This window comes from Pelosinus sp. sgz500959 (genome assembly GCF_042610375.1).
GTDB lineage: Bacteria > Bacillota > Negativicutes > DSM-13327 > DSM-13327 > CTSoil-075.
This window is the reverse complement of sequence record NZ_JBGJZL010000011.1, coordinates 94,534-117,787: the sequence shown is the minus strand read 5'-3', so window position 1 is coordinate 117,787 and position 23,254 is coordinate 94,534. Positions and strand designations below refer to the sequence as shown.

The following is a 23,254-nucleotide window of genomic DNA, read 5'->3' as shown; positions in this document are numbered from 1 at the left end:
TTATGGATTTTATTAGGAGTGATAAATGATCATTCGATAGAGTCTAATTGGAAACTGGGGGATATTTATGAGAATTGGAGTAGTACGACACTTTGAGGTTGACTGTTCACATAAGTGTGTATTATCAGATGAAGAATTTCAAGAATGGGTAAGGCAATATGATTGTTCACCAATTCGGAAAGTAACTATGCCAGTAGAGAAATATAACTGGGAAAAGTGTTATTGTAGCAACTTACCGCGAGCAATAGAAACAGCAAAATATATCTATAGGGGAGTTATTACTGAATCGGTTTTAATTGGCGAAGTACCTATAATGCCAATCTTTAAATCTAGTATAAAATTACCTCATGCATTTTGGATGATTGCGGGAAGAATAGCATGGTTCTTATCACATCGGTCTCAGCCAGAGACAATGAAACAGACTAAAGATAAAGTTGAACGGTTTGTTTCTGATATTATTGCAGATTCTGAGGAAAGCGTACTTGTAACGCATGGCTTTTTAATGATGCAGATTCAACAGGAATTAATTAATGTAGGTTTTGCTGGTGAGCGTTTTAAAAGAGCAAAATGTGGTAAAGTATATGTATTTGAATGCGAAAAGTATTAGCGTAATGCTAATACTTTTTTTGTACATACTAATTGTGAGCATGCCATGTAATGTAACTGATTTGAGGGGTGATTTCGTGGACAAAAAGCCCAATCGATTGATTAAAGAAAAAAGTCCATATCTCTTGCAACACGCTTATAACCCAGTAGATTGGCACCCTTGGGGTGATGAAGCATTTGAAAAGGCCAAACGAGAAGATAAGCCAGTGTTCTTCAGTAGTGGCTATAGTTGCTGCCATTGGTGCCATGTCATGGAACGAGAATCTTTTGAAGATGAGGAAGTAGCTGCTGTATTAAATGAATATTTTGTTTGCATTAAGGTAGATCGGGAAGAACGACCTGATGTGGATGGAATCTATATGTCTGTATGTCAGGCGATGACAGGGCAGGGCGGGTGGCCACTTACAGTGGTGATGACACCTGACAAGAAACCTTTTTTTGCGGGAACCTACTTCCCTAAGCACAGTAAGATGGGTAGAATGGGACTGATAGATTTAGTATTTACAATCGAGAAAGGTTGGGAAAGTAACCGGGATGAGATCCTAAGAACTGGTGAAGATATCGTAGAATTATTACAGAATTCCAAAGGAGTCAAGGAAAAAAGTACCTTATCAAAAGATGTTTTAGATCAAGCTTATTCTCAGCTTGCAGAACGATTTGATCCGAGATATGGTGGATTTGGTAAAGCACCTAAATTCCCGACTCCTCATAATTTGATGTTTTTATTGCGCTATTGGAAACATTTTGGGGAACAGAAAGCCTTAACTATGGTAGAAATAACTCTCACGGCGATGGGGCAGGGCGGGATTTACGATCATTTAGGTTATGGGTTTGCCAGATACTCTACTGATCAAAAATGGCTAGCACCTCATTTTGAAAAGATGTTATATGATAATGCTTTATTATGTCAAACCTATCTTGAAGCTTATCAATGTACAGGTAATGCTGAATTTGCGCGCATAGCTGAAGAGATTTTGACCTATGTTCTTAGAGATATGACGGACCTGAAAGGTGGTTTTTATTCGGCAGAAGATGCCGATTCGGAGGGGGTGGAAGGTAAATTCTACGTTTTTACCCGAGAGGAAGTATTAAAAATTCTTGGCGAAACGCAAGGGACTATTTTTGCTGATTGTTATCATGTATCATCTCAAGGAAACTTTGAGCATGGAACAAATATTTTAAATCGTATTGAGCATGATGTGAGAGAAGATGCCAAAAGGGCAAATATGAGTGTAGAAGAACTAGAGGATTTATTGGTAAAAGGACGAGAAACCTTATATCAGGTGCGAGAAACGAGGATCCATCCTTATAAAGACGATAAAATCTTAACGGCTTGGAATGCTTTGATGATCAGCACTTTTGCCAAAGCATCAAAAGTACTTACATCTTATCACTATGCTGAGATTGCCGAGAAAGGGCTCGCATTTATTTATGAGAATCTGATGCAATCTGATGGACGTTTTGATGGACGTTTGTTGGCGCGTTATCGTGAAGGAGAAGCTGCACATCTCGCTTATCTTGATGATTATGCTTTTTTGTTGATGGCGGTCATCGATCTCTATGAAGCAACTTTTCAATCGAACTATTTGGAGCAAGCTGTGAAGCTGGCTGAAAATATGGAAAAACTATTTTGGGATGCAAAGCAAGGTGGTTTTTATTTCTATGGAAATGATGGCGAAAAATTGATTACACGTCCCAAAGAGTTATATGATGGTGCTATACCGTCAGGTAATTCCGTTGCGGCTCTTGCTTTACAAAAATTAGCCGATCTAACTCATGATGAGCATCTTGCAAAAATAGGGAAAGAACAATTAGAATTTTTTGTTGGAGAAGCTGCTCAATATGCTGCAGGTTATACTTATTTTATGATGGCCCTTGATTATTATTTGGTGGGAAAAATAGAAGTTGTTATTGTTGGCGCTAAAGATGCTATTGATACTCAAAACATGTTACAAGTTATGAAAAAGAGTTTCTTGCCTGCAGGTGTGGTACATTTCTATGAGTCAGATGGAGAAAGGCAGGATGAATATAAAATCATTGATGGCAAGGCTACGGCTTATCTATGCAAAAGTTTTGCATGTCAGCCTCCGATTACCGATATGGAAAAACTCGCTCATTTAGTGAGCAGTTAGTTTTAAGCTTTTTTGTTTATTTTATTTTTATAGATCTTAATTTTCTCATCGAGATTTGAAAGATTACGTTCCCATTTAACTTTTTCTTCGACTGCAGATTGTCGATGTTGTTCTAATATTTCTAGCCTCTGTTGCATTGTGGAATCTCCTTGATAACGTAATAAAGCATATTCTTTAATGCCTTTAATCGACATTCCTGTATCTTTTAGCTTTTTGATAAATAGAATCCAATCGACGTCTTCTGAAGTATAAAATCGTCTTCCTATTGAATTTCGGCTTACAATCAATAATTGCTCTTTTTCATAATAGCGTAATGTATGGGAGCTTATATTGGTTATTGTTGCAAACTGTCCTATTGAATAATTCATTTTCAGATTCCCCTTGACTTAGAGTTAACTCGAAGAGTTACAATTTGATTATAACAATTTGAGGAGGTCAGAACAATGGAATTAAGTCGTTTTGAAAAAGGTTTAAAAAAGTTATCAGAGGTAGATGGTCATGTCGGTGAACATGTCATTGAATCTCTTAATGACATTGCGCCTGATTTAGGAAAGTATATTATTGAGTTTGCTTTTGGAGACATATATTGTCGTGAAAATTTGAATTTACAAGAACGAGAGATCATCACGTTATCTAGTCTGCTGACATTAGGAGGTTGTGAAAATCAGTTAGAGGTACATATCAATGGTGCATTAAATGTAGGAATAACTCCTCAGAAAATAATTGAAGTTTTTATTCAATGTATTCCTTATACAGGATTTCCAAGAGTTCTAAATGCTGTGGGTGTTGCTAAGAAGATTTTTAAACTGCGGAATCTAGGTGTTGAGAAGACGATTGTATAATATGGTATCGTAAATAAGATTGAGTGAAATAGTTGTTATCAATTAATAAGTAATAATATTATCAATGGATAATAAATATTATTTAGTAAAAAAAATAGATTGCAAGTGTTGCTATAATATGTTAATATTAAGTCAAGAAAAAACTTTTCAAATGAGAGGGGTAATGAGAAATGATTAGCAACAAATTACAAGATGCGATCAACAATCAAATTCAAGCAGAGATGGATTCAGCGTATATTTATTTAGCAATGTCCGTTTATTCAGAAGGAAAAAATCTTCGAGGATTTGCTCATTGGCTTAAAACTCAATATAATGAAGAAATGGGTCATGCTTTTAAATTATTAAACTACCTAACTGAAAGAGGAGGTACTGTTAAACTTCAAGCTATTGCAGCTCCGCCAGTTGAGTTTGGTACTCCAGTTGAAGTGTTTGAAAAAGTATTAGCCCATGAAATACATATCACTAGTTTGATAACTAAGTTATATGAATTAGCCATTGAAGAAAAAGATTATGCTGCTCAGATTTTCTTGCAATGGTTCATTGAAGAACAAGTAGAAGAAGAAGGAAATGCTTCAACTATTTTAGAAAGATTGAAAATGGTTGGCAATAGTAATGGTTCTCTTCTTTATATCGATAAAGAGCTTGGAAAACGCGCTTAAGATATTTGAAAGGCCTCCACATAGTAGAGGCCTTTTTCTTGTGGAATCAGATTTATGGCCGAATAGGACATAAATCTGATTTTTTTATTTAAAAAGGGATTCATGGAATGAATGAAGAAATAAAGAGATCATATCAATTTAAATTAGTATGGGAGAGTGGTAGTTTGATCGATGCATTGGCGATTATTCATAAAGCTGAAAATACACACTCTTTAACGAAGGATGAAATCGTCTTATTGTTGAAAAATAATGAGAGTGTTCAAGAGTTGTTTAGTGCCGCTGATCGAGTTCGCAGTCAATTTGTTGGCGATCAGGTACATTTACGTGGACTTATTGAGTTTTCTAACATTTGTAAGATGAATTGTCATTATTGCGGTCTAAGAAAAGATAATGGTAATGTTAAACGCTATTGGCTTACTCCGGAGATGATTATTGATTTTGCCACGAAAGCTAGCAGCTATGGGTATCAGACTGTTGTGCTGCAATCAGGTGAAAGTGATATCTATGGCGTTGAAGATATGCAATATATTATTCGTAACATTAAGTCTTTGGGTTTGGCACTTACCTTAAGTGTAGGGGAAAAGACGAGAAGTGAGTATCTGGCTTATAAAGAAGCTGGTGCTGATCGATATTTACTGAGGATCGAAACAACTGATCGTAAACTTTATGAAAAACTTCATCCAGGTATGAGTTTTGAGAACCGGATTCGCTGTCTGACTGATTTAAAAGAACTAGGGTATGAGATTGGGACAGGTTGCTTAGTGGGATTGCCTGAGCAAACCGTAGAATCTTTGGCGGATGATATTTTGTTTTTCAAAGAGTTAGACGCTGATATGATCGGTCTTGGTCCTTTTATTCCCAATGAAGATACACCTTTAGCTCATGAATTAGGAGGGACTTTTGAACTAAGTTTGAAAGTGATGGCCTTGATTCGCTTGTTGTTACCTGATGCAAATATACCAGCAACGACAGCAATGGAAACTTTAAATAAAGAAGGAAGAATGATCGCTCTCAAAAGTGGTGCAAATGTGGTGATGCCAAATGTGACAGAGGGAGAGTATCGACAACTTTATAGTTTATATCCTGGTAAAATATGCATAAATGATACGCCTGCCCATTGTCGAGGATGTATTACAGGGAAAATTACGGGGATTGGTCGACAGGTATCAAAAGAATATGGTTATCGCATAAAAAAATAGAATGATGTGCAGGAAAATGAAAAAAAAAAGTGAATTATGTAGAAATAGGCTGAAATACACAAAATATCCATAGATTAGGTCTATGGTTTGAGTTTGGGGGGAAATATCTTGGAAACATCAACAGTGATTGGTTTGGTTGCTGGTGTTTTATCTGTCGTCGTCGGTATGGCTTTGAAAGGTGCAAGTCCAATGGCATTAATCAATCCAGCTGCATTTTTGATTATTATCGGTGGTACAGTCGCTTGTTTGTTTAATGCTTTTACAATGGATATTCTGAAAAATTTTCCAGCATTGTTCAAAACATTATTTAGGAAACCCCAATTGATGCCTAAAGGTGATATGTTAAAAATGTTTGTTGATTTATCACAGGTAGCTAGGCGGGAAGGTATCTTAGCTTTGGAAAGTCGTGTCGATGAGATTACGGATGAATTTCTGAAGAAAGGTTTAAGTATGGTTATTGATGGTCTTGATCCAGATTTTGTTGGTGATGTATTGGATGCAGAAATTCAAAGTATGGAAGAACGACATCGTGTAGGGGCTCTTATTTTTACCCAAGCAGGTACATATGCTCCAACCCTAGGGGTACTTGGTGCGGTTATTGGTCTGATTGCCGCGCTAGGTAATCTTGATGATATTGAAAAATTGGGACATTCCATTGCAGCAGCTTTTGTTGCTACGTTGCTAGGGATTTTTACTGGGTATGTTATTTGGCATCCTTTTGCAAATAAATTAAAAATGATGTCCAAAAAAGAAGTTGATAGCAAAAAAATGATGGTAGAAGGAATTTTATCACTGCAAGCTGGTGATTCCCCCACTGCGATTGAGGCTAAACTTATGGTATTTATTCCCCAGAGTGAACGTCAATTGTTAAAGGCTAAGACGGAGGAAGCATAATGTCCAGAAGGAAAAAACATCATGGTGAGCATCATGAAGAGCATACAGATGAATCCTGGTTGGTTCCTTATGCTGATATATTAACATTATTATTAGCCTTATTTATTGTTTTATTTGCATCAGCTGATGCAAATAGTGCAAAATTTACTCAAATGGCTCAGTCGTTGAGTGCAGCTTTTAGTGGTAGTCCTTCTGTTTTTGATAACAATCGATCCATTGCTCCAGAAGCTGACGCTTCTAAGCCAGATCAATCAAGGACTGAAGGCGGCGCTAAAGACCAAGCTCAATTAAAAGAAACAGTTGAGTTGTTAAAAGTAAAACAAGAGCTTGATCAATATATCCAAAATAACAAATTAGTTGGCGATTTAAGTGCATCTTTGACAGAAGATGGGTTAATGATTCGGATTAAAGATTCAGCATTATTTCCTTCTGGCAGTGCCGCACTTCGTACAGAATCTCAGCGACTTGCTACTGAGATTGAAAAAATGCTTGCGCCTTTGTCACAAAAAGTTGTCATTTCAGGGCATACTGATAATGTACCAATTAATACTCGTGAATTTCCATCTAATTGGGAGTTGAGTTCTACACGAGCAATTAATTTCATGAAATTTCTATTGAGTCAAGGAAATTTAAAGCCTGAAAGATTTAGTGCCATTGGTTATGGAGAGTACCGCCCGCTAGAACCTAATACTTCAAGCGAAGCACAGTCTAAAAATCGGCGAGTCGAAGTACTGATTATGCGCAATTTTAGAATACAATAATAGTGAAAAGAAGACTTAGAAAAATGCTAAGTCTTCTTTTTTGTCACCAAGTGTTGGCAAAACAAGGTTAATACTGATACAATGCATAATAAAGACTAATATGGAGTGAAGAGTGTGATTCTTGGTACTGGTATTGATATTATTGAAATTAGTCGCGTCAAAGCTGCTATTATACGCCAGTCTTTCATTAATAGAGTATTTACGAAAAATGAACAAGAGTATTGCGAAAGTCGTGGTGTACAGAAGGCTTCTTCTTATGCAGCACGTTTTGCTGGCAAAGAGGCTATAATGAAGGGATTTGGTACAGGTTTAGCTGGAGGAAGTTTACAAGATATAGAAATTTTGCTAAATGATAAAGGATGTCCATATGTAGAACTTAGTGGACAATTTGCAACGTTAGCTAAGGATATGGGAGTGACTGGTATCCATATTTCCTTAACGCATGCGCGCGAATATGCTGCCGCACAGGCTATTTTATGGGGAGGGTGATAATATGAAATTTGTAACAAGTGCTGAAATAAGATCAATCGATCAAAGGGCAATTGAAGAATATGGAATTCCAAGTGTAGCTCTTATGGAGAATGCAGGAAATGAAGTTGTAAGTCAAATTGAGCGGATTATGGGAAATTTATATAATAAAAGGGTGTCTATTTTTGCTGGTAAAGGTAATAATGGGGGCGATGGCTATGTTGTTGCTCGACATCTTTATAATCAAGGGGCTAAAGTAAAAGTATTCTTGATTGGTAACAAAGCCAATGTCACGGGAGATGCTTTGATTAATTTGCAAATTATTTCCTATATGGGCATTGATGTGATCGAAGTTGCTAATGAGAGTGACTGGGATAAAGTAAAAATTGCGATGACATTTACAGATTGTTTAGTAGATGCATTGGTGGGAACGGGGTTTACTGGACAATTGAGTGGTCATATGGCTCAAGTTGTCGAAAGTCTTAATAAAATCAATAAAGTCGTGATTGCAATTGATCTTCCGTCAGGTGTTGATGCTGATACAGGGCAAATTTCTGGTGTAGCAGTAAAGGCTGATCATACCATTACCTTTTCTCTACCGAAGCAAGGATTATTGCTCTATCCTGGTGCTTCTTATGCTGGTGATGTAACAGTAGCAGATATCGGAATTCCGCGCACATTATTGATTGATGAAAAAATTAAACAGAATATTATTACAAATACGATAGTGAAGTCGATGTTTCCTAAACGAAATCCAGATGTTCATAAAGGCAGTTGTGGAAAAGTATTAATTGTAGCAGGTTCAAAAGGAATGACTGGTGCAGCAGCTCTGACTTCGAATGCTGCAGTACGCGCTGGCGCTGGTTTGGTTGTTTTAGGGATTGCTGAAAGTTTACATGATATCATGGAAGCTAAATTAACAGAAGTCATGACCAAACCCCTGCCGGAGGTAGCGGCAGGTATTATGGGGCAAGGTGCAATCAGTGATATAAAAGAAATGGCCCTTAGAAATGACATCGTAGCAATCGGTCCTGGGCTTGGCCGTCACGTGGACACGATGACAGCGATACGTCAAATCATTAAAACAGTAGAAAAACCATTAGTCATCGATGCTGATGCTTTGTATGCATTGATTGGTCATACAGATATCTTGACGGAAACGAAAGCTGTACCAGTCTTAACACCCCATTCTGGAGAAATGGCAAGGCTTGTTGGATTAACCGTTGATGAAGTTAACCAAGATCGAATTTATATTACTCGACAAGCAGCGATTGAGTGGGGAAGCATTATTATTTTGAAAGGAGCGCGCACTTTAGTAGCATTTCCAGATGGTGAAGTATATATTAATATCAACGGTAATGCTGGTATGGCAACAGGTGGTACTGGTGATGTATTAACTGGAGTGATTGCCGCTTTAATTGCTCAGGGCCTATCAAGTCATGAAGCAGCTTTGGTTGGTGTATATATTCACGGTTTGGCTGGTGACATTGTAGCGCGGAATGGAATGATTGGTGTAGCAGCGAGTGATTTGATTCAAGCTTTGCCAGCAGCAATATTTGGCATTCAAGAAAAGGATTAAGCATAATTTCTTCTTTTTTCAAGCATACTTAATGATAGTGATGTGCGTTGTGGTAAACGCGCAAGGAGAAATGGGTAGTATAGATAAATGCAGCTCGTTATCATTCGCCATTTAACAGATTCATATATAAAAAAATTGACATCCTTATAGATAAAACTTATAATAAAGCTATATGAAAAGCATGTGTTAACTGGCGGGGGTGAAGGCGTGGCAGAATTGAGGCGCATTATGATTAGTATTCCAGATAGTTTACTTCAAGAAGTGGATGGTATTATTGCTATGGAGAAGTTAAGCCGTAGTCAATTTGTGCGTGATGCTATGCGTTCGTGTATTGAGGATCGTAAGCGTAAAGAAGTACGTGATAGGATGCGTAAAGGATATCAGGAAATGGCTAATATTAATATGCAACTAGCTGAGGAAGGATTGCTGGCAGATACAGATATTTTTGAAATGCCTACCTTGCTGGCAGAGCGTGAATAAATATGGTGGTAAAACGTGGAGATATTTATTATGCTAATTTAAGCCCGGTTGTGGGTTCTGAGCAAGGTGGCCATCGACCTGTTTTAGTAATTCAAAATGATGTTGGCAATAAATATAGTCCGACGGTGATTGTAGTAGCCATTACTTCTCAGATTTCCAAAGGGAAATTACCGACACACGTGGAGATTAGTTCTAGATTTTCTAATTTAGAAAAAGATTCTGTCATTCTACTTGAGCAGTTACGCACAATAGATAAACGGCGCTTAAAAGAAAAAGTGACTCATCTAAGTGATGAAGTGATGAACATGATTGATGAAGCCATCAAGGTAAGCTTAGGTCTGGTTGATGTATAAATGATAGTAGAGGATAGGCAGGTAACTGCCTATTTTTTAATATGTAATCAGAAAGTATAACACTTTCTAGGGTTACAAGTAAGAATGATTAAGACTTCTGCTTGCGTCTGAGGACTTGGTACAAGTCAAGTCTTTTTTTATGATCAAAAAATATTAAAATACTAATGGAGGATTGAAATGCGTAAAGGGTTATGGTTAGTGAGTGCGGTCTTAATTTTTACAATGGTTTTTTTAGCAGGTTGTGGTAAGGGGACAGTAAAAACAACAGAGAAAAATCAAGAACAACAAAATTCAAATTCGGCACTCACGGTGAAGGTTCTGGATATCGGACAAGGTGATGCGATTTTAATTCGAGTAGCTGGACAAACAGTACTTGTTGATACGGGTGATATTGATACTCGGGACAAAATGGTAGCATACATAAAAAAAGAAGGTATTACGACCATTGATAAAGTCATTATTACTCATCCCCATGCCGATCATTTAGGGGGGATGATTGGGATATTGGAAAATTTCAAGGTGAGACAGATTTATGATAGTGGGCAAACGGGAACAACAGCATTGTATCGTCAATATTTATCTCTCGTAAATAAGAAAAATATACCGTTTACAGTCGTGACTGCAGGGACTGAAATTGTAATTAGTAATGATATTAAAATGAAATTTTTTGCACCTGAAAAGCCTTATCTTACAGCCTCAGAATTGAATAACAACTCTGTCGTAGCTAAATTGATTTATAATAAATTTTCTATGTTATTAACAGGCGATGCAGAAAAAGAATCTGAAGGACGTATGCTTAAAACTTATGCTGGTGAGCTTAAAAGTACAGTGCTAAAGTCTGGACATCATGGCAGTAATACATCTTCTACGTCTGAATTTTTAAAAGCAGTGGGAGCAGAAGCCGTTATTATCTCATTAGGAGCTAATAATGACTATCATCACCCTCATCCCTCAACGTTAAAAAAATATGAACAGGCCAAGCTTAAGGTATACCGTACGGATCAAGATGGAACGGTTAGTATTACGAGTGATGGTAGCACATATCAGATTACGAAGGAGAAATAACTATGGAAATTCAAGCTGTTATTGATCGATTTGAAGGTAATAAAGCGATACTATTGTTAGGAGATGAAGAGGCACGAGTCGTATGGCCAAAACATATTTTACCTAGTGAAGTCAAAGAAGGTGATATCTTGCACATTGACTTACACATCGATGTTAAGGCAACGATCACTGCAAAAACAGAAGCAGAGTGTTTGCTAAAAGAAATATTAGCAAAAAATCAAGAAGGTTAATCGCGAGGCCACTGAAAAAGTCTATCTTTCAAAAATCATACTAAAAGCAAAAGATTGTTATGGGGCTAGAATACCCTGTAACAATCTTTTACTTTTTCTCTTTGAAGGCTTGCTAACTACAACTATTTTCATAGAGATAACCTGAATAAAAAAGTTTAGTCAGAATGCAGGAATTTTTAGATTATTCTAGAATATAAAAAGTAAACGTTTACATTTAAGTAATTATGTATTTTTAGATTGTAATTAGGAGTGTAAAATCAAGTTGTGAATAGAAAAGCAAATAATTTAAAACAAATTACGATAAAAGATGTAGCGCAAGCGGCTGGGGTGTCGATCGCTACCGTATCGCGGGTTTTGAACCAACAAGAAGGCGTTTCCAAGGAATTAAGTGAGCAGGTACAGATCGCGGTAAAACAGCTTAATTATCAAATTAATGGCATTGCTAAGGCTTTAAAAAGTTCTCAATCTCGCAGTATTGGGTTGATTATTCCTGATATTGAGAATCCTTTTTTTCCCGCCCTAGTACGAGGGGTGGAAGATGCAGCGCAAAAGCAAGGATACGCTGTGATCTTGTGTAACACTGATGGCAAACCCGAGGAAGAAGAACGGTATCTTAAATTTCTTTTGAGTAAACAGGTAGATGGTATATTATTTCTTGGTAATTTAAAATTTTCACAAAATAGAAGCTGGCTATCTGCCTTATCCGTACCGCTCGTATTGGTTGATCGACGGATGAAAGACGCACCATTTAGTACTGTCTTGGTCGATAACGGATTAGGTGCTTCGATGGCTGTCGATCATCTTATCGCGCAAGGGAGGCAACACATTGCCATTGTTGGTGGTAAGCCTGAGTCTCCTACAAGTATGGAACGGGTCAATGGAGCGATGAACTGTCTTAAATCTCATGGATATTCTTCAAATGAATCTCTTATTTTAACTGGTTATTTTTCCTTTGAAGGGGGGTACCAAGCAACTGAAAGTTTGATAAACAGCGGGCAGTTTTTTGATGCCATATTTGCAGCGAATGATATGATGGCAATTGGTGCTATTGAATGTTTAGCTAACTATGGGAAACGTGTACCTGATGATGTAGCTGTAATTGGATTTGATGATATTCGTATGGCTGCATGGTATAAACCCTCCCTTACAACGATCAAGCAGCCAGTATATGATATGGGGCAAGTTGCAGTAAAACTCATAGTAGACCATATCACAGGTGTTATAACAGATTGTAATGATGAAATATTAAAACCAGAATTGATCGTCCGTCAATCTTCTGGTGGGAAGGGAGATCGATCATGATCACAAAGAAAACGGTACTCGTGGTGGGTAGCTTGAATATGGACTTAGTGGCGACAGCACAACGTCTTCCCCAACGAGGAGAAACAATTTTTGGTAAGGAATTTGCTACTTTTCCTGGTGGTAAAGGTGCGAATCAAGCTGTGGCTGCAGGCAAACTGGATGCGATCGTTCACATGGTAGGGTGTATTGGCCATGATGGATTTGGTAGTGAGCTGATGGGCAGTTTAGAGGCAAATCAGGTTCATACTAATTTTATTCGCCAGGTAGATGCGTCAACTGGTACGGCTCTCATTACAGTCGCTGATGATGGTGCGAATACGATTGTTGTGGTAGGCGGAGCTAACATGGAATGTACATCAATCGATGTTGATCGAGCGTTAGAAAGTTTGTTAGAACCAGGAATTTTATTAGTACAAAATGAAGTGTCTCGGGAGACGGTTGAATATGCGATTGAGGCTGCGAAAGCAAGAGGATGGATGGTTATTCTCAACCCTGCTCCGGCGCGGCAAATTCAAAAGAAATTAATGTCTTGTGTCGATATTATCATGCCGAATGAAACGGAGATGGCACTATTAACAGATTGCCCTGTGGAGACATTGGATGAAATTGTTTGTGCTGCGGGGATATTGCTGGAAAGTGGGGTCAAGAATGTCATTGTGACCATGGGATCTAAAGGTGCGGTCTGCTGTAATGAGTTGGGTTATCAACAAATCAAGCCATATAGTGTGAATGCTGTTGATACAACGGCGGCAGGGGATGCCTACACTGGAGGACTAGCAACTGCTTTGGCTGAAGGTAAAACATTGCTCGAAAGTATGGATTTTGCAGCTGCGGTAGCTGGCATATCTGTAACTCGAAGAGGTGCTCAGCCATCACTACCTTGGCGAGCAGAGGTAGAAGAGTTCATGAGTAAAGAAGGAATTGACAGATGAAAAAAATTGGAACCTTAAATCAGTGCCTTAGTGAGGTCATTGCTGGTATGGGGCATGGAGATATGTTAGTGATCGGTGATTGTGGATTGCCGATTCCTAAGACAGTACGGAGAATTGATTTAGCTCTGACTGCTGGTGTCCCTACGTTCTTACAAACTTTATTGGTGGTTAAAGAAGAACTCCAAGTGGAAAGTGCTGTGATTGCTAGTGAAATGATTGAGAAAAGTTCTGAACTATATCAGCAACTGCAACCGTTAATGGAAAATGTAACAATTGAGATGGTCAGTCATGATGAATTTAAAAAAATCACACAGCAAGCTGTAGCCGTAGTTCGTACAGGAGAATGTACACCTTATGCAAATATTATCTTGAAATCCGGTGTGATTTTTTAGGAGGTTAGACATAATTGGATAATACGCCGTTGTTAATAATGAAGGGAATTACAAAATCTTTCCCTGGCGTAAAAGCGCTACAAGATGTGGAGTTGACCTTACTGGCTGGAGAAGTTCATTTTTTGTTAGGCGAAAATGGGGCTGGAAAGTCAACATTGATGAAAATTCTAAGTGGCGTTTATCATAAAGATGCAGGCGAAACTTGGATCAATGGCGAGCTGGTAGAAATCAGTAGTCCGCGTAAAGCATCAGCCTATGGTATTGGTATTATCCATCAAGAGATGAATTTGGTTCCAGAACTAACAGTTTGGGAAAATATTTATCTTGGGCGAGAGTTAACTGATTTATTTGGATTTCTTAAGGCCGAGACGATGAAAGATCAGACCACGATACTTCTGAGCAAACTTGGTTCAGATATTGATCCTGCCGCAACTGTATCCAGTCTAAGTATTGGTGAACAGCAAATGGTCGAAATTGCTAAGGCGTTATCTTATGAAACGAAAATTTTAATCATGGATGAACCGACAGCTGCCTTAACAGAACGTGAAACGCAAAAATTATTCCAGATTGTTCGTCAGTTGGCAACAAGTGGTGTTGGAATTATCTATATTTCCCACCGTATGGAGGAGTTATTTGCTTTAAGCAATCGTGTAACCGTGTTAAGAGATGGTACTTATGTGGGAACGGTAGAGACAAAAGAAATTACGTTTAATGACTTGATCAAAATGATGGTTGGGCGGGATATGACAACCCGTTTTCCAAAAGAAGTTGCTGAGTTTGGAGCAGAGGTTCTGCGAGTCGAGGGATTAGGAAGACAGGGGGAACTGGAAAATATCTCATTTAGTGTGCGGTCTGGTGAAATAGTCGGTATGGCGGGTCTAATGGGATCAGGGCGTACGGAAGTTGGCAGGGCGATTTTTGGAGCCGACCCCATCGAGAAAGGCACCATTTTTCTCGATGGACAAAAATGTACGATTAATTCCCCTGCAGATGCGATTCGTGTTGGTATTGGTCTGATTACCGAAGATCGTAAACATCAGGGATTGGTATTAGGGATGTCTGTCGGCGAAAATATTTCACTGGCTTCTCTGGCACAGTTTTGTGCAAATGGCTTTATAAATGATGATCAAGAAGAGGAAATGATTGCAGGAAATATTGAAAAACTTAAGGTTCGTACTCCAGGCGCTACCCAGTTGGTAAAAAATTTAAGTGGCGGGAATCAACAGAAAGTAGTCATTGCCAAGTGGCTCGCTACTTGTCCTAAAGTGTTAATTATGGATGAGCCTACTCGCGGCGTTGATGTGGGGGCAAAAGCTGAAATTTATCATATTATGAATATGCTGACTTCTGCTGGTGTAGGAATCTTAATGATTTCTTCAGAACTTCCTGAAATTTTGGGAATGAGTGATCGTGTACTGGTGATGCATCGTGGCAAACTTGTTGCGGAAATGCCAGTCAATGAAGCCACACAGGAAACAATTATGTCCTATGCAGCGGGAGGAGAGTCATAAATGTCTGATAAAAATAATAAAAAGAATACGATTATTCGTAAAATGGGTCCTTTGTTAGGGTTGCTTTTGCTTGGTATAGCATTAACAATATTATCTGATCGATTTTTTACTGTTGATAATTTATTGAATGTTGCACGACAAATTTCAATAAATGCAATTATCAGCGTGGGCATGACATTGGTCATTTTAACTGGTGGTATTGATTTGTCAGTAGGTTCGATTGTTGCATTAACAGGTAGCATTACCGCAGGCTTACTCGTAGGTGGACAAGCTATCTTTCCAGCTATTTTCATGGGAATGCTTGTAGGGGCATTATTAGGATTGTTTAATGGCCTTTTAATTACCCGCGCCGAAATTCCACCGTTTATTGCGACTTTAGGTACAATGACCGTAGCTAGAGGATTGACCTTAGTCTATACAGAAGGGCGACCGATTACGGGCATGGAAGAAGTTTTTCGTTTCTTAGGTGGAGGTTATCTTGCTGGCATTCCTGTACCTGTCATTGTGATGGTATTGATTTTTGCCTTAACATACATCATGTTAAAAAAGACTAGACTAGGGCGTTATATTTACGCGATTGGCGGTAATGAAGAAGCTGCTAGATTATCGGGTATTAACACAAAAAAAATATTGCTGTGTGTATATGTATTAGGAGGTTTGCTCGCTGGGGTGAGCGGTATTATTATGGCTTCCCGGTTAAATTCTGCACAACCTACTGCAGGTATTAGTTTTGAATTAGATGCTATTGCCGCAGTTGTATTGGGGGGCACCAGTTTATCTGGTGGTGTTGGTACAATTGGTGGTACTTTAATCGGGGCCTTTATTATTGGTGTTCTTGATAATGGTCTTAATTTATTAAATGTTTCTTCATTCTATCAACAAATTGCTAAAGGTTTAGTGATTTTGTTGGCAGTATTTCTTGATAAAAAACGTCGATAAGGAGGATGATGAGAAGAAAGCACGGTGTCCAGTTTTTTAAGAAAAATATTAAAAAATAGGAGTGGTTGATTGTGTTTAAAAGTATGCATAAAAAAAGTTTTTGGGTGATGTTAGTGTTGGTAGCCTTTAGTGTGAGCGCTCTGTTGACGGGGTGTGGCAGCACAAAGCAAGAGCCTGCTGCTAAAAAAGCAGTAATTGGTTTATCCATTTCCACATTAAATAATCCGTTTTTTGTAGATTTGCGTGATGGGGCTAAAGCCGCTGCTGATGCCAATGGAATGGAACTTATTGTTATGGATGCTCAAGATGATGCATCTAAACAATTGGCAAATATTGAAAATTTGATTCAACAAAAAGTGAGTGTTATTATCGTAAATCCAGTCGATTCTAAAGCCATTGTAGCAGCGATTGAAGCTGCTAATAAAGCTAATATTCCAGTGATTACCGTAGATCGCGGGGCTGCTGGCGGACAAGTCGTAAGTGCGATTGCCTCTGATAATGTTGCTGGTGGTAAGATGGCAGGTCAATTTATCGTTGATAAACTAGCTGGTAAAGGTAAAATTGTTGAACTAGAAGGAATTCCTGGAAGTTCCGCTGCGAATGATCGGGGTAAAGGATTCAATGAGGCAGCTAAAGCTGCTAGCGGTTTGACTGTAGTAGCAAAACAACCAGCTGACTTTGATCGTGCTAAAGGCATGAAAGTTATGGAGAATATTTTGCAAGCTAATCCAGAAATTAATGCTGTATTTGCTCATAATGATGAAATGGCATTAGGCGCTTTAGAAGCAATTAAATCTTCCAAACGTACAGGTGTTATCGTAGTTGGTTTTGATGCCACTGCAGATGCAGTAAAAGCAGTAAATGATGGTACATTGAATGCAACTGTAGCGCAAAAACCTAAAGATATGGGTAAAATTGCAATTGAAACTGCTAAAAAAGTAATTGCTAAAGAAAGTGTACCAACAACGATTCCTGTAGCTCTAGAACTTGTAGTAAAGAAATAATAATGACAGTAAGGTCAACTATATAAATCGTACAAAAAATCAGGAAAGCTGACAGCTTTCCTGATTTTTACTTCTTATTTAGCCTAAAGTCCTGCAGGGATTTTGTCAGGAAACGCGAATTCTATCCAAATACATGATAAGAACAAAGAATATGTATAGACAAATATGTAGTAAGATATGGAGGTGTTATAATTGCATCGTATAGTTCTAAGTTTATTGTTATTGTTAGTGTTTATGGCACCGCAGGCCGCTGTTGCAGCAACTCTAAATGGTAGTAGTAGCTCTGTAGCGAAAGTGGAATTGGCTAATGTACGCTGGCAAGTACATACAGATGCCGTGGAAGGGACGAGCAGGTTGCGGTTGGTCATTGACACAACAGGTCCTGTTAAAATAAGCAGTGTACTAAGTGAAAAGCCTGGCCCTCAATTGATGATTGATGTTAAAGATGCAGTTTTGGGTAAAATCGATCAATCAGTGGCTTTAGATGGACAAATTGCTGATAAAGTCACTTTTAGCAAAAAAAATATATCGAGCAGCCAAATCCTTGTAGATTTATCCAATATGATTGAGACTAGTGACTACAAAGTATTTACCTTACCGAGTAATGCTGAGAGTAATAAAAGCTTTCGCGTCGTCATAGATATTAATAAACCTGTACCTAAAGTAAATTATAATTTTACTCCGGGATTAAAAGGTAAAGTCATTGCCATTGATCCTGGGCATGGTGGCAGTGATTCTGGTGCGATTGGTTCGAATAAAACTCAAGAAAAAACAATTACCTTGGCAATAGCTCAAAAAGTTCAGAATTTGCTTGAAAAAGCAGGCGCTAAAGTGTTGATGACAAGGCAAACTGATGTTGATGTCTATGGGCCTGGTGCCAGTGCCACGGATGAATTGCAAGCTAGAACAAAAGTAGGCAATTTGAATAAAGCCGATGTCTTTGTTAGCATTCATATCAATGCTTTTTCCAATCCTTCAGTGGGTGGTATTGCCACTTATTATTACCAGAAAACAGGGTATGATGCTATGCTAGCTCAAAATATCCAAGATAATTTAGCAAATTTTGGCATATCTCAAGATCGGGGAATTAATGCGGCTGGATTTTATGTTATAAAACGCACAACAATGCCAGCAGTATTAACTGAATTGGGCTTTATATCCAATCCTGATGAGGAAAAGATGATGAATACTCCTCAGTTTCAGCAACAGATGGCACAAGGTATTGTTCAAGGCTTAGATGGGTTTTTTACTCAGGCAGCTAGAAAAGGAGGTGGCTCCTGATGGTTGGTACTCGAAAGTTGTTAGGGATGTTATTTATTTTATTAGGAATGTTAGTTGGGGGATGTGCTCAGCAAGGTTCTCAGTCTCCAACACCTCCGGTTGATGCGGGGAAAAATGAGCAACAACAAGGAATTGTACCAGGGAGTCAGAGTAACCAAACTGCGATAGTCAATCAGGAAAAGATGGTAGTAACGGTGTATAATGCAACGAAAGATGCTACGCACTTAGTAGCAGAAAGTCGTGTCGTTCCTAAGAATGATCATCCAGCGCAGACGGCAATTGAATCATTAGTCGCAGGGACGAAGAATACAGATTTAATTGCAGTCATGCCCAAAGGGACAAAATTACGAAATATCTCAGTTAAAGATGGGATTGCATATGTAGATTTTAATGAGAACTTGATTAAAAATAATACTGGTGGCTCAGCATCAGAGATGCTATTGGTTGCTGCTATTGTGAATACATTGACAGAATTTCATAATATACAAAAAGTACAAATTTTAGTTGAGGGTAAAAAAATTGATAGTATCTCAGGACATATGGATATTGGTGAACCTCTCAGTCGTTCTGAGAAAATAATAAAAAAATGACGCTCAAACAGCAGTCCATAGTGGACTGCTGTTTTCGATTACAAGTAAGGGCAACTAAGACTTTGGTCTGCGCTGAGGCTTGACCGAGGTCAAGTTTTCTTTATCAATACAATTTTTTTTTATAGATATGGCATACTAGAAAGGCAGGATTTTAGCGAGAAGGAGCAGAACCATATTATATTTATAGTGATGATTGGATGGTGTAACAAATATGCAACTTGAACAATTAGGGGAATTTGCCTTGATTGACCTGATAAAACAAGATACTATTAATAAACCTGATAGTGTAATTGTTGGTATCGGTGATGATGCCGCTGTCCTTAATTCTACTCCAGGACAATTGCAATTGGTAACAACGGATATGTTAGTTGAAAAAGTGCATTTTGATTTAGGGACAAGCACTGCTTGGCAACTTGGATATAAAGCGATTGGGGTAAATTTAAGTGATATTGCAGCTATGGGTGGTATACCGCGAAATATTGTCGTTTCAATTGCTTTGCCAAAAGAGTTGCCAGTCGACTTTGTTGTCAATTTATATGATGGAATGAAAGAAATTTGTCGTGAATTTGATGTCAATATTGTGGGGGGGGATACAGTATCGAGCCCTCATGGATTGATTATTAATGTGACAGTTATTGGTGAAGTCGATCCGAAACAACTTCAACGACGTTCAGGTGCTCGCGAGGGTGAGTTAGTTGTTATTACTGGAACTTTAGGAGATTCTGGCTGTGGGCTGGATTTGTTAATAAAAGGAAATTGGGAAGGGTATGAGTCTGCTGCGCTTCTTGTGGAAAGGCATCTCATGCCAAAGCCACAGGTTCACATAGGTCCTTTGCTTGCTGCATTTGGTTCGACAAGTATGAATGATATTAGTGATGGTCTAGCAAGTGAAGTGAATGAAATTGCTCTTGCTAGTCATGTCGGTATGCGTATCTATAGAGAAAAGATTCCACTATCGTCTGAACTTCGGACTGCTGCTGCCTTACTTGAAAAATCACCAGTCGAGTATGCTTTATATGGGGGGGAGGACTATCAATTGTTGTTTACAATCCCGCCTGAACAATTTAACCAATTAGTAGAAGCTGATATTGGAGTTCCCTTGACTGTCATTGGTGAAGTTATTAACCAGAGTCAAGGGACATTACTTGTAGATCAGGATGACCAAACTTCTAAACTTGAAGCAAAGGGTTATAATCATTTTCGTTAGGGGGATTCATTTTTTATGTTGAATTTTAAATCAAATTCGCCAGAAGAAACAGTTGCATTTGGACAATCGCTGGCAAAAGTATTGGGGCCAGGTCAGGTTATTTGTCTCGCCGGAGATTTGGGGGCAGGCAAAACTTTATTAGTGCAGGGATTATCGAGGGCGCTTGGGATAGAAGATGCAGTCACGAGTCCAACGTTTACGATTTTGAATGTATATGAATCAAATTTTCCCATTTATCATTTTGATTTATACCGTTTAAATTATGCTGAAGAATTATTTGATATCGGTTTTTATGAATATACAGAAGCTAAAGGATTATCCATTATTGAATGGCCTGATAAATTTCCAGAGGAATTACCTAATGAATATTTATGGATCGAGATAACAACCAATGAAAATATAAATGAACGTATTTTTCATGTGCGGGCGCGTGGCGACGTTTATGAAAAGATCTGTGAGGAGTTGAAAAATATATGCCCATTCTTGCAATAGAAACAGCAACCTTGGTATCAAGTGTAGCATTAGCGACTGCCGATACTCTGCTCGCTGAAATTACATTACAAACTAAAAAAACACATTCAGAACTATTAATGCCCCACATTGCAACAATTTTAGAAAGTGCTGGGGTAAAAAAATCTGAACTTAAGGCGATTGCAGTCAGCATTGGACCTGGTTCTTTTACCGGTCTTCGAATTGGATTGGCTACTGCTAAGACTCTAGCTTATGCCCTCAATATACCGTTGATTGGCGTACCTACCTTGGCAGCAATGGCTTATGGCTGTCCGACTCCTGGTGTAATCCTGGCACCTATGCTCGATGCACAAAAAGGTAATGTATATCAAGCTTTATTTGAATGGAAAGATGGCCGCATGCAAGAAATTATGCCAGCAACTGTTATGGAAATTGGTGAGAGTCTAGCGAAGTTAGCTCAATATAAGATCCCTGTAGTATTGATGGGAGAAGCCGCAGTGCTGCATCGTGAAAAAATTAGTCAAGCAGGCAATCCTTTATTGCTAGCAGCTCCTCATGTGATTATTCAAAGGGCAAGTAGTGTGGCGGGTCTCGGGCATATGCTCATTGAGGACGGCATAGAACATGATGTAATGGCATTAGAACCTCTATATATTAGACGATCCGAAGCCGAAGTTTTGTGGGAACGTCGTAATGGAGTGAGTGTATGACCTTAGCGACTATACGTAGGATGAATGAATTTGATATTGATGACGTGCTTGCAGTGGAGGAACAATCTTTTACAATCCCTTGGTCTCGGGCAGGTTTTGTTGCTGAGATGAAAAATGAATTATCACATTATCTGGTTATGATAAGTGATGGTCATATTATTGGATATGCAGGTATGTGGCTCATCGTTGATGAAGCTCATGTTACAAATGTAGCGATTATTCCTCAATATCAAGGACAAAAACTTGGTGGAAAATTAATGGCCGCATTAATTCAACATGCGAAAGAGCGGGGCGCTTTGAGCATGACACTTGAAGTACGCACATCCAACCTTGTGGCCCAAGGGATGTACGCTAAATTTGGTTTTGTTGCACGTGGTGTACGAAAAAAATATTATACTGATACACAAGAAGATGCCGTAATTATGTGGTGCGATCACTTAGTATGAGAGATAAAAAAAAGCGCCACTTTCGTGGCGAGTAGGGTGATTGTTGATACTTATAATATGGAATCCATCGATAAGTTGTTACAAAAAGGAGATCAATATTTTGCAAGATGATGAACAAAAAAACTCTAAAGCCTGTTTAATTTTAGCCTTAGAAACCAGCTGTGACGAAACTTCAGCTTCTGTGGTGGCAGATGGACGTATTATACTATCAAATGTGATTTCGTCTCAAGTACCAGTCCATCAAAAATTTGGAGGCGTTGTACCTGAAATTGCCTCTCGTAAACATATCGAAAACGTCATTCCAGTAGTTGACCAAGCATTGCATGAGGCGGGCGTGACGTTAAAGGATATTGCTGCTATTGGTGTAACACATGGTCCTGGATTAGTAGGAGCTCTACTCGTGGGGGTCTCAGTTGCTAAGGCCTTATCCTTTGCTACTGATATACCTCTTGTTGGCGTTAACCATTTGGAGGGACATATTTTTGCTAATTTTTTATCTCATATTGAATTAGAGCCACCGTTTATGGCTTTGGTCGTTTCTGGAGGGCATACCTCACTCGTCCATGTTAAGGGGTATAATGAGTTTGAACTATTAGGACAAACTCGTGATGACGCAGCTGGTGAAGCTTTTGATAAAATAGCACGTGTTATGAAATTACCTTATCCTGGTGGGCCGTACATTGATCGTTTAGCAGAAACAGGCAATCCAGAAGCCATTGCTTTTCCACGAGCGTTAGCTGGACGGGATAATTTCGAATTTAGTTTTAGTGGGCTCAAATCGGCAGTACTTAATTATATAAATAGTGCCGTTCAACGAGGGGATGAAATAAATAATGCTGATGTAGCAGCGAGTTTTCAGGCCGCTGTTGTCGATGTACTCGTCAGCAAAGCTTTACAGGCGGCTCAGCGATGTGGCGTGAAGCAAGTTGTATTGGCTGGTGGTGTTGCTGCAAATAGTGGGCTGAAGCGTAAATTGCAGAATGAATGTACACGGGCAGGTCTTACTTTATATTATCCTGACATTATATTATGCACAGATAATGCAGCCATGATTGCATGCAGGGCTTATTATCAACATTTGATTGGTGATCATGCTGATCTGCATTTAAATGCCATACCATCTTTAAAACTGGGGAGTAAATAGTATAATAAAGTAATTAGATAAAGGTATTTAGCAAAAACAAGGGATTTTCTCAAAGTA

The 23,254-nt window shown here is 38.5% G+C and carries 27 protein-coding genes; 26 read left to right on the top strand and 1 reads right to left on the bottom strand.

Annotated elements, in window-relative coordinates:
- The first annotated feature begins 67 nt into the window (after positions 1 to 67).
- A complete protein-coding gene (locus ACAN52_RS16995) occupies positions 68 to 607 on the top strand; it encodes a hypothetical protein (protein WP_378956133.1) in 540 nt (179 codons plus the stop codon).
- Between the two features lie 76 nt (positions 608 to 683).
- The gene (locus ACAN52_RS16990; protein ID WP_378956132.1) at positions 684 to 2,738 is read left to right on the top strand and encodes a thioredoxin domain-containing protein; all 2,055 of its coding nucleotides are present in this window, start codon (positions 684 to 686) and stop codon (positions 2,736 to 2,738) included.
- Positions 2,739 to 2,740: 2 nt separating this feature from the next.
- On the opposite strand, the gene ACAN52_RS16985 is transcribed toward ACAN52_RS16990, so the two are convergent.
- The gene (locus ACAN52_RS16985; protein ID WP_378956131.1) at positions 2,741 to 3,106 is read right to left on the bottom strand and encodes a MerR family transcriptional regulator; all 366 of its coding nucleotides are present in this window, start codon (positions 3,104 to 3,106) and stop codon (positions 2,741 to 2,743) included.
- A gap of 75 nt (positions 3,107 to 3,181) precedes the next feature.
- Between ACAN52_RS16985 and ACAN52_RS16980 the strand changes: the two genes are divergently transcribed.
- The 24 genes from ACAN52_RS16980 (at position 3,182) to tsaD (ending at position 23,197) form a co-directional block, all read left to right on the top strand.
- Positions 3,182 to 3,580: a carboxymuconolactone decarboxylase family protein gene (locus ACAN52_RS16980; protein ID WP_378956130.1), complete on the top strand. Its 399-nt coding sequence runs from the start codon at positions 3,182 to 3,184 to the stop codon at positions 3,578 to 3,580.
- A 170-nt stretch (positions 3,581 to 3,750) separates the two neighbouring features.
- Complete coding sequence (locus tag ACAN52_RS16975) at positions 3,751 to 4,239, top strand: ferritin (RefSeq protein WP_378956129.1); 489 nt, start codon at positions 3,751 to 3,753, stop codon at positions 4,237 to 4,239.
- A gap of 107 nt (positions 4,240 to 4,346) precedes the next feature.
- Positions 4,347 to 5,438 (top strand): [FeFe] hydrogenase H-cluster radical SAM maturase HydE, encoded by a 1,092-nt coding sequence (hydE, locus tag ACAN52_RS16970; protein WP_378956128.1) that lies wholly within the window; start codon positions 4,347 to 4,349, stop codon positions 5,436 to 5,438.
- Between the two features lie 108 nt (positions 5,439 to 5,546).
- A complete protein-coding gene (gene motA / locus ACAN52_RS16965) occupies positions 5,547 to 6,332 on the top strand; it encodes a flagellar motor stator protein MotA (RefSeq protein WP_378956127.1) in 786 nt (261 codons plus the stop codon).
- Positions 6,332 to 7,093 carry a flagellar motor protein MotB gene (locus ACAN52_RS16960; RefSeq protein ID WP_378956126.1) on the top strand — a complete coding sequence of 254 codons (762 nt, stop codon included), beginning with the start codon at positions 6,332 to 6,334 and terminating at the stop codon, positions 7,091 to 7,093. Before motA ends, ACAN52_RS16960 begins: the two co-directional genes overlap by 1 nt.
- 114 nt (positions 7,094 to 7,207) lie before the next feature.
- Positions 7,208 to 7,582 carry a holo-ACP synthase gene (acpS, locus tag ACAN52_RS16955; protein WP_378956125.1) on the top strand — a complete coding sequence of 125 codons (375 nt, stop codon included), beginning with the start codon at positions 7,208 to 7,210 and terminating at the stop codon, positions 7,580 to 7,582.
- Positions 7,583 to 7,586: 4 nt separating this feature from the next.
- Positions 7,587 to 9,140 carry an NAD(P)H-hydrate dehydratase gene (locus tag ACAN52_RS16950; RefSeq protein ID WP_378956124.1) on the top strand — a complete coding sequence of 518 codons (1,554 nt, stop codon included), beginning with the start codon at positions 7,587 to 7,589 and terminating at the stop codon, positions 9,138 to 9,140.
- Positions 9,141 to 9,347: 207 nt separating this feature from the next.
- Complete coding sequence (locus ACAN52_RS16945) at positions 9,348 to 9,620, top strand: CopG family ribbon-helix-helix protein (protein ID WP_378956123.1); 273 nt, start codon at positions 9,348 to 9,350, stop codon at positions 9,618 to 9,620.
- 2 nt (positions 9,621 to 9,622) lie between these two features.
- Positions 9,623 to 9,973: a type II toxin-antitoxin system PemK/MazF family toxin gene (locus ACAN52_RS16940; protein ID WP_378956122.1), complete on the top strand. Its 351-nt coding sequence runs from the start codon at positions 9,623 to 9,625 to the stop codon at positions 9,971 to 9,973.
- 177 nt (positions 9,974 to 10,150) lie between these two features.
- Positions 10,151 to 11,038 (top strand): ComEC/Rec2 family competence protein, encoded by an 888-nt coding sequence (locus tag ACAN52_RS16935; RefSeq protein WP_378956121.1) that lies wholly within the window; start codon positions 10,151 to 10,153, stop codon positions 11,036 to 11,038.
- A gap of 2 nt (positions 11,039 to 11,040) precedes the next feature.
- Entirely contained in the window at positions 11,041 to 11,268 is a 228-nt protein-coding gene (locus ACAN52_RS16930; protein ID WP_378956119.1) for a DUF3006 domain-containing protein, read from the top strand.
- 264 nt (positions 11,269 to 11,532) lie between these two features.
- Entirely contained in the window at positions 11,533 to 12,570 is a 1,038-nt protein-coding gene (locus tag ACAN52_RS16925; protein ID WP_378956118.1) for a LacI family DNA-binding transcriptional regulator, read from the top strand.
- Complete coding sequence (gene rbsK / locus ACAN52_RS16920) at positions 12,567 to 13,502, top strand: ribokinase (protein WP_378956117.1); 936 nt, start codon at positions 12,567 to 12,569, stop codon at positions 13,500 to 13,502. The genes ACAN52_RS16925 and rbsK overlap by 4 nt, the downstream gene beginning before the upstream one ends.
- Positions 13,499 to 13,894, top strand: coding sequence for a D-ribose pyranase (gene rbsD / locus ACAN52_RS16915; protein WP_378956116.1), 396 nt, complete (start codon positions 13,499 to 13,501; stop codon positions 13,892 to 13,894). The genes rbsK and rbsD overlap by 4 nt, the downstream gene beginning before the upstream one ends.
- A gap of 14 nt (positions 13,895 to 13,908) precedes the next feature.
- Complete coding sequence (locus ACAN52_RS16910; protein ID WP_378956115.1) at positions 13,909 to 15,405, top strand: sugar ABC transporter ATP-binding protein; 1,497 nt, start codon at positions 13,909 to 13,911, stop codon at positions 15,403 to 15,405.
- Positions 15,406 to 16,344: an ABC transporter permease gene (locus ACAN52_RS16905; RefSeq protein ID WP_378956114.1), complete on the top strand. Its 939-nt coding sequence runs from the start codon at positions 15,406 to 15,408 to the stop codon at positions 16,342 to 16,344.
- Between the two features lie 71 nt (positions 16,345 to 16,415).
- On the top strand, positions 16,416 to 17,348 hold the full coding sequence (rbsB, locus tag ACAN52_RS16900) for a ribose ABC transporter substrate-binding protein RbsB (protein WP_378956113.1): 933 nt from the start codon (positions 16,416 to 16,418) through the stop codon (positions 17,346 to 17,348).
- Positions 17,349 to 17,540: 192 nt separating this feature from the next.
- On the top strand, positions 17,541 to 18,629 hold the full coding sequence (locus ACAN52_RS16895; protein ID WP_378956112.1) for an N-acetylmuramoyl-L-alanine amidase: 1,089 nt from the start codon (positions 17,541 to 17,543) through the stop codon (positions 18,627 to 18,629).
- A complete protein-coding gene (locus ACAN52_RS16890; protein ID WP_378956111.1) occupies positions 18,629 to 19,219 on the top strand; it encodes a GerMN domain-containing protein in 591 nt (196 codons plus the stop codon). Before ACAN52_RS16895 ends, ACAN52_RS16890 begins: the two co-directional genes overlap by 1 nt.
- 211 nt (positions 19,220 to 19,430) lie before the next feature.
- Entirely contained in the window at positions 19,431 to 20,426 is a 996-nt protein-coding gene (thiL, locus tag ACAN52_RS16885; RefSeq protein ID WP_378956110.1) for a thiamine-phosphate kinase, read from the top strand.
- Positions 20,427 to 20,441: 15 nt separating this feature from the next.
- Positions 20,442 to 20,918, top strand: coding sequence for a tRNA (adenosine(37)-N6)-threonylcarbamoyltransferase complex ATPase subunit type 1 TsaE (gene tsaE / locus ACAN52_RS16880; RefSeq protein WP_378956109.1), 477 nt, complete (start codon positions 20,442 to 20,444; stop codon positions 20,916 to 20,918).
- Entirely contained in the window at positions 20,900 to 21,607 is a 708-nt protein-coding gene (gene tsaB, locus ACAN52_RS16875) for a tRNA (adenosine(37)-N6)-threonylcarbamoyltransferase complex dimerization subunit type 1 TsaB (RefSeq protein ID WP_378956108.1), read from the top strand. Before tsaE ends, tsaB begins: the two co-directional genes overlap by 19 nt.
- Positions 21,604 to 22,053: a ribosomal protein S18-alanine N-acetyltransferase gene (gene rimI / locus ACAN52_RS16870; protein WP_378956107.1), complete on the top strand. Its 450-nt coding sequence runs from the start codon at positions 21,604 to 21,606 to the stop codon at positions 22,051 to 22,053. The genes tsaB and rimI overlap by 4 nt, the downstream gene beginning before the upstream one ends.
- A 100-nt stretch (positions 22,054 to 22,153) precedes the next feature.
- Positions 22,154 to 23,197, top strand: a complete 1,044-nt coding sequence (gene tsaD, locus ACAN52_RS16865) for a tRNA (adenosine(37)-N6)-threonylcarbamoyltransferase complex transferase subunit TsaD (protein ID WP_378956105.1) — start codon at positions 22,154 to 22,156, stop codon at positions 23,195 to 23,197.
- Positions 23,198 to 23,254 lie beyond the last annotated feature (57 nt).

Excerpts from the sequence above, each read along its gene's own strand:
- ACAN52_RS16935 (WP_378956121.1), top strand. The coding sequence starts at position 10,151 with ATGCGTAAAGGGTTATGGTTAGTGAGTGCGGTCTTAATTTTTACAATG.
- thiL (WP_378956110.1), top strand. The coding sequence starts at position 19,431 with ATGCAACTTGAACAATTAGGGGAATTTGCCTTGATTGACCTGATAAAA.
- rbsK (WP_378956117.1), top strand. The coding sequence starts at position 12,567 with ATGATCACAAAGAAAACGGTACTCGTGGTGGGTAGCTTGAATATGGAC.
- tsaE (WP_378956109.1), top strand. The coding sequence starts at position 20,442 with ATGTTGAATTTTAAATCAAATTCGCCAGAAGAAACAGTTGCATTTGGA.
- ACAN52_RS16905 (WP_378956114.1), top strand. The coding sequence starts at position 15,406 with ATGTCTGATAAAAATAATAAAAAGAATACGATTATTCGTAAAATGGGT.
- ACAN52_RS16985 (WP_378956131.1), bottom strand. The coding sequence starts at position 3,106 with ATGAATTATTCAATAGGACAGTTTGCAACAATAACCAATATAAGCTCC.
- ACAN52_RS16975 (WP_378956129.1), top strand. The coding sequence starts at position 3,751 with ATGATTAGCAACAAATTACAAGATGCGATCAACAATCAAATTCAAGCA.
- ACAN52_RS16930 (WP_378956119.1), top strand. The coding sequence starts at position 11,041 with ATGGAAATTCAAGCTGTTATTGATCGATTTGAAGGTAATAAAGCGATA.
- rbsD (WP_378956116.1), top strand. The coding sequence starts at position 13,499 with ATGAAAAAAATTGGAACCTTAAATCAGTGCCTTAGTGAGGTCATTGCT.
- ACAN52_RS16940 (WP_378956122.1), top strand. The coding sequence starts at position 9,623 with ATGGTGGTAAAACGTGGAGATATTTATTATGCTAATTTAAGCCCGGTT.
- ACAN52_RS16890 (WP_378956111.1), top strand. The coding sequence starts at position 18,629 with ATGGTTGGTACTCGAAAGTTGTTAGGGATGTTATTTATTTTATTAGGA.
- hydE (WP_378956128.1), top strand. The coding sequence starts at position 4,347 with ATGAATGAAGAAATAAAGAGATCATATCAATTTAAATTAGTATGGGAG.
- ACAN52_RS16960 (WP_378956126.1), top strand. The coding sequence starts at position 6,332 with ATGTCCAGAAGGAAAAAACATCATGGTGAGCATCATGAAGAGCATACA.
- ACAN52_RS16950 (WP_378956124.1), top strand. The coding sequence starts at position 7,587 with ATGAAATTTGTAACAAGTGCTGAAATAAGATCAATCGATCAAAGGGCA.
- ACAN52_RS16995 (WP_378956133.1), top strand. The coding sequence starts at position 68 with ATGAGAATTGGAGTAGTACGACACTTTGAGGTTGACTGTTCACATAAG.
- tsaB (WP_378956108.1), top strand. The coding sequence starts at position 20,900 with ATGCCCATTCTTGCAATAGAAACAGCAACCTTGGTATCAAGTGTAGCA.
- rimI (WP_378956107.1), top strand. The coding sequence starts at position 21,604 with ATGACCTTAGCGACTATACGTAGGATGAATGAATTTGATATTGATGAC.
- ACAN52_RS16980 (WP_378956130.1), top strand. The coding sequence starts at position 3,182 with ATGGAATTAAGTCGTTTTGAAAAAGGTTTAAAAAAGTTATCAGAGGTA.